The 9,971-nt window shown below is 53.8% G+C and carries 10 protein-coding genes; 9 read left to right on the forward strand and 1 reads right to left on the reverse strand.

The annotated features are described in order from the left end of the window. Positions 1-21 precede the first annotated feature (21 nt). Complete coding sequence (hrpB, locus tag H0247_RS00405) at positions 22-2,481, reverse strand: ATP-dependent helicase HrpB (RefSeq protein WP_180740737.1); 2,460 nt, start codon at positions 2,479-2,481, stop codon at positions 22-24. 92 nt (positions 2,482-2,573) lie between these two features. Here hrpB and thpR point away from each other — a divergent pair, with 92 nt between their 5' ends. From thpR to panD, 9 genes are all read left to right on the forward strand, one after another. Next, complete coding sequence (thpR, locus tag H0247_RS00410; RefSeq protein WP_180740738.1) at positions 2,574-3,104, forward strand: RNA 2',3'-cyclic phosphodiesterase; 531 nt, start codon at positions 2,574-2,576, stop codon at positions 3,102-3,104. Positions 3,105-3,116: 12 nt separating this feature from the next. Then, positions 3,117-3,821: a DNA/RNA nuclease SfsA gene (sfsA, locus tag H0247_RS00415; protein ID WP_180740739.1), complete on the forward strand. Its 705-nt coding sequence runs from the start codon at positions 3,117-3,119 to the stop codon at positions 3,819-3,821. A 267-nt stretch (positions 3,822-4,088) separates the two neighbouring features. Beyond that, positions 4,089-4,544: an RNA polymerase-binding protein DksA gene (dksA, locus tag H0247_RS00420; protein ID WP_010280759.1), complete on the forward strand. Its 456-nt coding sequence runs from the start codon at positions 4,089-4,091 to the stop codon at positions 4,542-4,544. Positions 4,545-4,735: 191 nt separating this feature from the next. Next, on the forward strand, positions 4,736-5,659 hold the full coding sequence (gene gluQRS / locus H0247_RS00425) for a tRNA glutamyl-Q(34) synthetase GluQRS (RefSeq protein ID WP_180740746.1): 924 nt from the start codon (positions 4,736-4,738) through the stop codon (positions 5,657-5,659). Between the two features lie 106 nt (positions 5,660-5,765). Further along, positions 5,766-7,178, forward strand: a complete 1,413-nt coding sequence (pcnB, locus tag H0247_RS00430; protein ID WP_370463282.1) for a polynucleotide adenylyltransferase PcnB — start codon at positions 5,766-5,768, stop codon at positions 7,176-7,178. Beyond that, complete coding sequence (folK, locus tag H0247_RS00435) at positions 7,178-7,666, forward strand: 2-amino-4-hydroxy-6-hydroxymethyldihydropteridine diphosphokinase (protein WP_180740741.1); 489 nt, start codon at positions 7,178-7,180, stop codon at positions 7,664-7,666. The genes pcnB and folK overlap by 1 nt, the downstream gene beginning before the upstream one ends. A gap of 149 nt (positions 7,667-7,815) precedes the next feature. Further along, on the forward strand, positions 7,816-8,613 hold the full coding sequence (gene panB, locus H0247_RS00440) for a 3-methyl-2-oxobutanoate hydroxymethyltransferase (RefSeq protein WP_180740742.1): 798 nt from the start codon (positions 7,816-7,818) through the stop codon (positions 8,611-8,613). Positions 8,614-8,660: 47 nt separating this feature from the next. Next, complete coding sequence (gene panC, locus H0247_RS00445) at positions 8,661-9,515, forward strand: pantoate--beta-alanine ligase (RefSeq protein WP_180740743.1); 855 nt, start codon at positions 8,661-8,663, stop codon at positions 9,513-9,515. 17 nt (positions 9,516-9,532) lie between these two features. Further along, positions 9,533-9,913: an aspartate 1-decarboxylase gene (gene panD / locus H0247_RS00450; protein ID WP_180740744.1), complete on the forward strand. Its 381-nt coding sequence runs from the start codon at positions 9,533-9,535 to the stop codon at positions 9,911-9,913. Positions 9,914-9,971: the final 58 nt, after the last annotated feature.

Below are 9,971 nucleotides of genomic sequence, written 5' to 3' on the forward strand. Positions count from 1 at the left end.
GGAAAGCGGAAACGTCTGAAATTAGTGATTCTGATATTTCTTGGTACGTCTCGTCGGAGCCGTATTCGCCGGATCGTCCGGCCAGACATGCTTGGGGTAACGCCCCTTCATCTCTTTTTGCACCTCGCGGTAAGCGCCTTGCCAGAATGCCGCTAAATCCCGCGTAATCTGTAGTGGACGCTGCGCTGGCGATAAAAGTTCCAGTACCAGCGCCACACGCCCCTCTGCCAACAGCGGGCTCTGCTGCTCACCAAACATTTCCTGCATCCGCACCGACAGCACCGGTGGCTTATCGTCATAATAGGCGATAGGCAGGCAACTGCCGCCGGGTGCCGTGTAGTGCGTGGGTAATGCGCTATCCAGCCGCTGACGCAGTGACCAGTCCAACAACCGCAGTAGCGCCTCACTCAAATTAATCTGGTGTAGCGCACGTAAGTCACGCACGCCAGACAGTGATGGCTGTAGCCAGATTTCGAGCGTTGCCAGCAGCGTATCGTCATCCACCAGTGGCCAATCAACCTCGGGCAACCACTGGTGGGCACACTGTAGCCGGGCGCGTAGCTGCAACGCCGCAGCGTCCCAGTTTAATGCCTCAATCCCCTGCTCCCGAATCCAGGATAACAGCGCCTGCTGTAGAGCCTCATCGGAAGGCTTATTCAACGGGCGCGTTCGTAGCGTCAGGCTACCTATCTGGTCACGCTGGCTGGCGCGCAGAGTACCCTTTTCTTCGTCCCAGTGCACCACGTTATGTTCATTTATTAGTCCGGGTAGCCGCCGTTCCAGCCGTTCAATATCCAGTGGCAACGCCAGCAGAATCCTTGCATCCGCGTTCTGATTGTTTTGCGTTCGGCCGTTTTGCAGCAGTGCCGGAGCCAACAACCACTCCGTACCCGACAGCGCGTCATCAGCCGACATCATCGCGCCACTGCCGTTCGCAAGTTGGTAGCGCCCATCCTGACTGCGCCGCCGAGCGATGCGATCGGGGAAAGCTTGTGCAAGCAGCCAGTCAGCTTCTCCGCTGTCAATGCACCCCGGATCCGTCGATAAACGGCGTGTCAGCTGTTTTGCTCGTCGCAGCCAGTGTGGCAATGGACGATGCAGCCAGTCGGCCAGATTAATCGACCCGCTACGCGGCGGCTCTTCGAGGATCGCCGCCAGACATCCGGCGGTCGCCAGCGCATCTGAATTTTGCTGTGATGCGGCATATAACATCGTCGCCAAACGAGCATCGCTACCTAGTGCGGCGATCTTGCGCCCCTCTGCGGTCAACCTATCTTGCTCATCGGTAATACCTAGCTGGCGCAGTAACTGACGTGCGACATACAGCGCGGGGGCAGGTGGCCTATCCAGCCAGGTTAACTGCGCCACATCGGTACAGCCCCACTGTAATAAGTCCAACCAGACGCTGCTTAAGTCGCTGTTCAGTATTTCGGCTTCGCTTTGGGCCGCTGCGCGTTCTGCCTGTTCACGCGAGCACAGATGCCAGCACATACCGGGGCTTAACCGTCCGGCACGCCCGGCGCGCTGCACCATAGAGGCCTGACTGATTCGCTGCGTCACCAGTCGGGTGACACCACTTTTCACATCAAAGCTGGCGACACGTTCGAGACCACTATCCATCACCAGTCGGATTCCTTCAATCGTTAGACTGGTTTCTGCAATATTGGTGGCTAACACCACCTTACGACGACCCGGTTCAGCAGGCAGAATTGCCTTTTGCTGTTCCACCAGCGTCAACGCACCATATAAAGGGCAGAGATCCGTCTCGCTCGATACGCTATTTTCCAGCAGCGCCTGCACGCGGCGAATCTCCGCGACGCCGGGCAAAAACAGCAGAAGCGAACCGTCTTCTTCACTGAGCAAACGCCGCACCTGTCGCGCAACACCCTCTTCCAATCGTTCCTGATTATTCAGCGGCACATAACACCGTTCAACCGGATAGCTACGACCTTCGGAAACCACGCAGACCGCTTCCGGCAGCAGTGCCGCCAGCCGCGCATTGTCGAGCGTCGCGGACATAATCAACAGTTTTAAATCGTCACGTAACCCTTGTTGCACATCGAGCAGCAGCGCAAGTGCCAAATCAGCCTGTACGCTACGCTCATGAAATTCATCAAGGATGATCAGCGCCACGCCTTGCAGCTCCGCATCCTGCTGTAACAGACGGGTCAGCATCCCTTCGGTGACGACTTCCAGTTTCGTTGCGTCGCTCATGCGGCTTTCTGAGCGCATGCGATAACCTACCGTCTGTCCCGGTTCCTCACCGAGCTGCTGCGCCAACCGCCAGGCTACGCTCTTCGCCGCAAGACGACGCGGCTCCAGCATGATGATGCGCCCGTTTAAATTACCCTGCTGCAGCAATTGCAACGGCAGCCAGGTCGATTTTCCCGCCCCTGTTGGGGCATTGAGCAGCACCTGAGGCGCAGTATGTAGCGCCGTTATGACATCATCCAGCACGGCGCTGACAGGCGGTAAAATCACAGACATCTCCGTATAAGGTTAACTTTCAGCGGCGAGCATTGTAGCATCATGATGAATGTCGCATCGGATGGAATCAGAACAGAGAGATCGCCATGTCAGCCCCCCGCCGCCTGTTTTTTGCCCTATCACTACCGGAAATCACACAGCAAGAGATTATCCGCTGGCGTGCCGAGCACTTCGCCCCAGAAGCCGGTCGTCCGGTCGCGGCGGCCAATCTTCATCTGACGCTGGCTTTTTTAGGTGACGTTAGCGAACAAAAAGCGCAGGCCTTACGAACATTGGCGGGTCGCATCCGTCAGCCTGTATTTTCCCTTACGCTGGATGACGCCGGACACTGGCCGCGTCCCGGCGTAGTCTGGCTGGGCTGTCGCCGCGCACCACGCGGGCTGCTGCAACTGGCAGAACTGCTGCGTTCCCAGGCCGCACGCAACGGCTGTTATCAAACGGCATTACCTTTTCATCCACACATTACGCTGCTACGCGGCGCGACTCGCCCCGTTGCGATTCCCGCCGCGACCTTCAGTTGGCAGGTTGATATGACGCACTTTTCGCTTTACGAATCACTTTTCGATAATGGTAAAACCCGCTATCAACAGTTGGAAAGTTGGTCATTTATTAAATAGAACAGGATTCTCATGGACTATACTCCGCGTTTACAACCCGCCCGGTTAATTAAGCGTTACAAACGCTTTTTGGCCGATGTCGTGACCCCAGAAGGTGAGACGCTCACGCTGCACTGCGCCAATACGGGAGCGATGACGGGCTGTGCGACGCCCGGCGATACCGTCTGGTACTCCACATCCGATAACCCTAAACGGAAGTATGCGCACAGCTGGGAACTGACAGAAACGCAACAAAATCACTGGATTTGTGTCAATACTCTGCGTGCCAACACATTATTGTGCGAAGCCTTATTGGAGAATCGAATAGAAGAACTGTCGGGTTATTCAGACGTAAAAACGGAAGTGAGATACGGTACGGAAAATAGCCGAATCGATTTGCTTTTACAGGCGCCAGACAGGATTGACTGCTATATTGAGGTGAAATCAGTCACATTATTGCAACATGAATGTGGTTACTTTCCCGATGCAGTGACGCTCAGAGGGCAGAAGCATCTGCGTGAACTGCAACAGATGGCTTCCAATGGAAAACGCGCAGTGCTGTTTTTCGCCGTGCTCCATTCAGGAATCCAACAAGTTTCCACCGCCCAACATATTGATGCACGCTATGCGGAATTATTTACAGAAGCACAGCGGGCAGGGGTTGAAATTTTATGTTACGGCTCCACATTATGCCCTGACGGTATTACATTGACGCACAAACTACCGTTGTTGGGATGAAGTAAAAGCATTGCATAACACGCCGAACGCACCACCAAAGGCGTAACAGATTGTTTGTTATTTAATGTATACGGGTTGCGCCTCACACTTTATCAGGCCGGTGTCAGGAAGCATTGCCAACCCCATCTCCATCTGCTATTTATAGCGGCCTGTTTTTTCCCCCTATGGGGGCCGATATACCCAGATAGCTGAAGTTATGGCCAACAACGCCGCAATTTCACTGCATAAAAGGGTGTTATGCGTGTCGTGTTATGTAGGAGAAGCAACATGCAAGAAGGGCAAAACCGTAAGACATCTTCTCTGAGCATTCTCGCAATTGCCGGAGTAGAGCCGTACCAGGAGAAGCCGGGCGAAGAGTATATGAACGACGCTCAGCTGGCTCATTTCAAGCGCATTCTTGAAGCATGGCGCAACCAACTCATGGATGAAGTGGATCGTACGGTATCGCACATGCGCGATGAAGCCGCTAATTTCCCCGATCCCGTGGATCGCGCAGCGCAGGAAGAAGAGTTCAGTCTCGAACTGCGTAACCGTGACCGTGAGCGCAAACTGATCAAGAAAATCGCCAAAACACTGGTGAAAATCGAAGAAGAGGATTTCGGATTCTGCGAATCTTGTGGCGTCGAGATTGGCATCCGCCGTCTGGAAGCACGTCCGACCGCCGATCTGTGTATTGACTGCAAGACACTGGCAGAGATACGCGAAAAGCAAATGGCAGGCTAATTTTCCTGTCCAGAATCAGCTCCTGCCTATCGCGGGGGCCGATTCTAGGATCGCTACCGCTGATGAATGATGTTCATCACTCTATCTTCTGTCTGGATAAAACGCTGATGAGATAGCATCAACCCCTTATGTCTGGAACAGCTTGTTTTACACAGAAAAGTCGTTTTACCGAAACTACCCCTTCTCCTGAAATGAATCCCTTTACTGAAACCGACCATTACGTCGGACGTTTTGCGCCTTCTCCCTCTGGCGATCTGCATTTTGGCTCACTCATCGCCGCACTGGGTAGTTATCTTCAGGCGCGTTCCCAACAAGGGCGCTGGCTGGTACGCATTGAAGACATCGATCCGCCACGGGAAATTCCCGGTGCTGCCTCCCGTATACTCGCCCAGTTAGAACATTACGGTCTGTATTGGGACGGCGATGTGGTTTACCAATCACAGCGCCATGCGCGTTACCGTGAGATTCTTCAGCTACTGCAACAGCAGGGAATGAGTTATTACTGCACCTGTACGCGTAGCCGTATTCAGCAGTTAGGCGGACACTATGACGGCTATTGCCGGACGCGTAACCTGCCCTCCGATAACGCCGCGCTACGCCTGCGTCAGGCGAGGCCAGTATTTCACTTTCACGATAAATTGCGTGGCGAACTGTATGCCGACACGGCACTCGCGCAGGAAGATTTTATTATCCACCGCCGCGATGGGCTGTTTGCCTATAATCTGGCCGTCGTGATCGACGATAACGATCAGGGAGTTACGGAGATCGTGCGCGGTGCCGATCTTATCGAACCGACAGTCCGGCAAATTTCACTCTATCAGCAGTTGGGCTACGCGATCCCTACCTATGTTCATCTGCCGCTGGTGCTGAATACCGAGGGCAATAAACTGTCTAAACAGAATCATGCCCCGGCGCTGCCGAACAGCGATCCGCGTCCCGTGCTGCTGGCTGCACTGCGATTCTTGAATCAACCGCTGCCGGAAAACGCGCAAGACATGACGCTTTCCGCACTGCTGGCATGGTCTGTCGCGCACTGGTCCCTTGATATCGTCCCGTTACAGGCGGTAATAAACGCGTCCACGATCACATCAGCATTCTCAAAGGGGCATTGGTGAGCTATGATTAGCCGCTATTTTTCATGGCGCGCCATCCTTAGCCGCCCCTTTGGGGGGCGACGCCAATGCTGTGCTGTTGATTTATCCATCACTATCGAGGTGTATTATCTTTTCCCGAGTTGCTAATTTTTGTCGTAAAGTACTGAATCGTGAGAACGAAATGGTCGAATTAGAGGAAACGCATCAGAACCTGACGGTGATCCCGCGTGACCAACATACTATTTCACGCAGCGACATCAGCGATAACGCGCTGAAGGTACTTTATCGCCTGAACAAAGCGGGCTACGAGGCTTATCTGGTTGGCGGCGGTGTACGCGATCTGCTGCTGGGCAAAAAGCCAAAGGATTTTGATATCACCACTAACGCTACGCCCGATCAGGTACGCAAGTTGTTCCGCAACTGTCGTTTGGTTGGGCGTCGTTTCCGTCTGGCTCATATCATGTTCGGGCCAGAGGTGATTGAAGTTGCCACGTTCCGTGGTCACCACGATCAGCATCAGGAACAGCAGGAAACCAAGAATTCTTCTCAGCAGGCTCAGAGCGGCATGCTGCTGCGCGACAATATTTTCGGCTCGGTTGAAGAAGACGCCCAGCGCCGCGATTTCTCGATCAACAGCCTCTACTACAGCATTTCTGATTTCAGCGTTCGTGACTATACCGGTGGCCTGAACGACCTACGTCAGGGTGTCATCCGAATGATTGGCGACCCTGAAACGCGCTACCGTGAAGATCCGGTGCGTATGCTGCGCGCCGTCCGTTTTGCGGCCAAACTGAACATGACGGTCAGCCCAGAAACCGCTGAACCGATTCCTCGTCTGGCCTCATTGCTGCACGATATTCCTGCGGCACGCATGTTTGAAGAGTCACTAAAGCTGCTTCAATCAGGCTATGGCTACCCAACTTATAAGATGCTGTGTGAATACCAGCTGTTCCAGCCGCTTTTCCCGCTGCTGAGTCGCTACTTCACACCAAGCGGCGATTCCACATTGGAGCGCATGGTTGCACAGGTGCTGAAAAATACCGATCAGCGCCTGCAAAATGACATGCGAGTCAATCCAGCGTTTTTGTTTTCCGCCATGCTGTGGTATCCGCTGGTTGAGCATGCACAAAAGCTGGCTCAGGAAAGCGGTCTGGCTTACTTCGATGCCTTCTCGCTGGCGATGAACGATGTGTTGGATGAACAGTGTCGTTCTCTGGCGATTCCTAAGCGTATTACCTCTTTAGTCCGCGATATCTGGCAATTGCAAACTCGCCTGTCTCGTCGTCAGGGGAAACGCGCTTATAAACTGATGGAACATCCGAAATTCCGCGCCGCGTATGACTTGCTTTGTCTGCGTGCCGAAATCGAAAACCATCAGGAGCTGCTGCGTCTGGCGCAGTGGTGGGGGGAATTCCAGGTTGCTGCGCCACCACGCCAGCAAAATATGCTGAAGTCGCTGGATGACGGCCCGACACCACACCGTCGTTCCCGCCCTCGCCGACCGCGTAAACCGACAGCGTCACGCCGAGATCAAGCCTGATGGTACGTGTGTATCTGGCGCTGGGCAGCAACCTTGCCCAGCCTTTGCAACAAGTACGCACGGCGTTGTCTGCACTAGACGCGATTCCACATACGCGCGTCGTTTGCTGTTCCTCATTTTATCGTAGCCGCCCGCTTGGCCCGCAGGATCAGCCAGACTACCTCAACGCCGTCGTTGAACTGGAAACCGCATTAGTGGCCGAATCTCTGCTCGATCACACACAGGCTATCGAGCTGGAACAAGGTCGCGAACGCAAGGAACACCGCTGGGGCCCACGCACGTTGGATCTGGACATTCTGCTGTTTGGCGACGTCATCATCCAGACTGAACGTTTGACCGTGCCGCATTACGACATGAAAAATCGCGAATTCATGCTCTATCCGCTCGCGGAAATTGCCCCTGAGTTGACATTCCCCGACGGCGAAACGCTTGCCCAGCGGCTAACCCATGTCGATCGCAACGGTCTGACATTATGGGACAGACAATAAACCGACGGAATCGCGAGGCCAACTGACAGCCTCGCTTATCAACACCTCTCACATCTGCAACTTGACGCGCGACGGGTATATCGCTACTCGTCGGCTTACATTAGAATGTCCCCCTTAATTCTTCGCCCTATTGACATAGGAAGACCGTCATGAAACCGACGACTATCTCCCATTTGCGCCAATGGAAACAAGATCAGCGAAAATTCGCTACGATTACCGCTTACGACGCCAGTTTCTCCCGCCTGTTTTTTGAACAAGGCATCCGTGTAATGCTGGTCGGTGATTCTTTGGGAATGACCGTGCAAGGTCACGATTCCACCTTACCCGTGACCACCAACGACATCGTTTACCACACACAGTGTGTTCGCCGCGGCGCCCCACTGGCGCTGGTTCTCTCCGATATGCCTTTTATGACCTATGCCACGCCAGAACAAACGTTCAGCCAGGCCGCAGAACTAATGCGTGCAGGTGCGAATATGGTGAAACTGGAGGGCGGAAGCTGGCTTGCCCCAACGGTAAAAATGCTGACTGAGCGCGCCGTGCCAGTCTGTGGTCATCTGGGTCTGACGCCGCAGTCCGTTAACATCTTCGGTGGCTATAAAATTCAGGGCCGGAGCGAAAGCGATGCCAATCAACTGCTGGCCGATGCGCTTGCGCTTGAAGAAGCGGGAGCACAGTTGCTTGTGCTGGAATGTGTACCGGTTGCGCTGGCTAAACGCGTTACGGATGCGCTGTCGATTCCGGTGATCGGCATTGGCGCCGGCAACGTGACCGACGGGCAGATTCTGGTCATGCATGATGCTTTCGGCATTACCGGTGACAACACGCCTAAATTCGCCAAGAATTTTCTGGCGCAAAGCGGGGGAGATATCCGTTCGGCAGTACGTTTGTATGCACAAGAAGTCGAACAGGGTCTCTACCCAGCCGAAGAACATTCATTTCATTAAAAAACGAGCATTCCGTTAATCAGGTTGTTTTGTTTAGGAGTACGAGCGTGTTAATTATCGAAACCCCTCTGCTGCTGCGCCGCGAAGTTCGCCGCTGGCGTCAGGAAGGGAAACGCATTGCGTTGGTTCCTACCATGGGTAACTTGCATGACGGGCACATGACGCTGGTCGATGAAGCCAAGGCACGTGCCGATATCGTTATTGTCAGCATTTTTGTCAATCCCATGCAGTTTGAGCGGCCAGATGATTTAGCCCGCTACCCCCGGACATTGCAGGAAGACTGTGAGAAATTAAACCGTCGCGGAGCCGATCTGGTTTTCGCACCGAGCCCAGATGTGGTATACCCCAATGGACTGGAATCACAAACGTTTGTCGATGTACCTGGCCTGTCTTCTATGTTGGAAGGTGCCAGCCGTCCAGGACATTTTCGCGGCGTAGCCACCATCGTCAGCAAGCTGTTCAATCTGGTACAGCCAGATTTAGCCTGCTTCGGTGAGAAAGATTATCAGCAGCTAGCGCTGATTCGACAACTCGTCCGAGATATGGGCTACGACATTGATATCATTGGCGTCCCTATCGTGCGTGCAAAAGATGGGCTGGCATTGAGTTCACGTAATGGCTATCTCAGTGCTGAAGAACGCCAGTTGGCACCGAAACTTTACCAGTTGATGATGGATCTGTCGGCGCAGTTGGACAACGGCGATCGCCAGATAGACACATTGCTGGAACAAACCGCAGAGCAGTTGCGCGAAGCGGGTTTTACGCCTGATGAACTGTTTATCCGTGATGCGGAGACGCTACAACCGCTGAACACTGCCAGCACACGAGCAGTGATTTTGATGGCTGCCTGGTTAGGCAAGGCCAGATTGATTGATAACCACCAGGTCGATTTGACTGTATGAACCGAGGTAACAAAGCGATGATACGTACCATGCTGCAAGGCAAGCTGCACCGAGTAAAAGTGACTCAGGCTGACTTGCATTATGAAGGCTCTTGCGCCATCGATCAGGATTTTATGGATGCCGCCGGCATTCTGGAATACGAAGCGATTGATATCTACAACGTTGATAACGGCCAGCGTTTTTCGACCTACGCGATTGTGGGCGAAAGAGGATCACGCATTATCTCCGTGAACGGTGCCGCCGCTCGCCTTGCCTGTGTTGGCGACAAACTGATTATCTGCTCCTACGTGCAGATGTCTGACGAGGAAGCCAGAAACCACAGCCCGAAAGTAGCCTATTTCTCTGGTGATAACGAGCTACAACGTCAGGCAAAAGCGATTCCGGTTCAGGTTGCCTGATCGCTAAGCGTCTGACGAAATACCCGAGCGGTAGTAATGGATAGATCGTAAAGACGCT

The organism is Pectobacterium sp. CFBP8739, assembly GCF_013449375.1.
Lineage (GTDB): Bacteria > Pseudomonadota > Gammaproteobacteria > Enterobacterales > Enterobacteriaceae > Pectobacterium.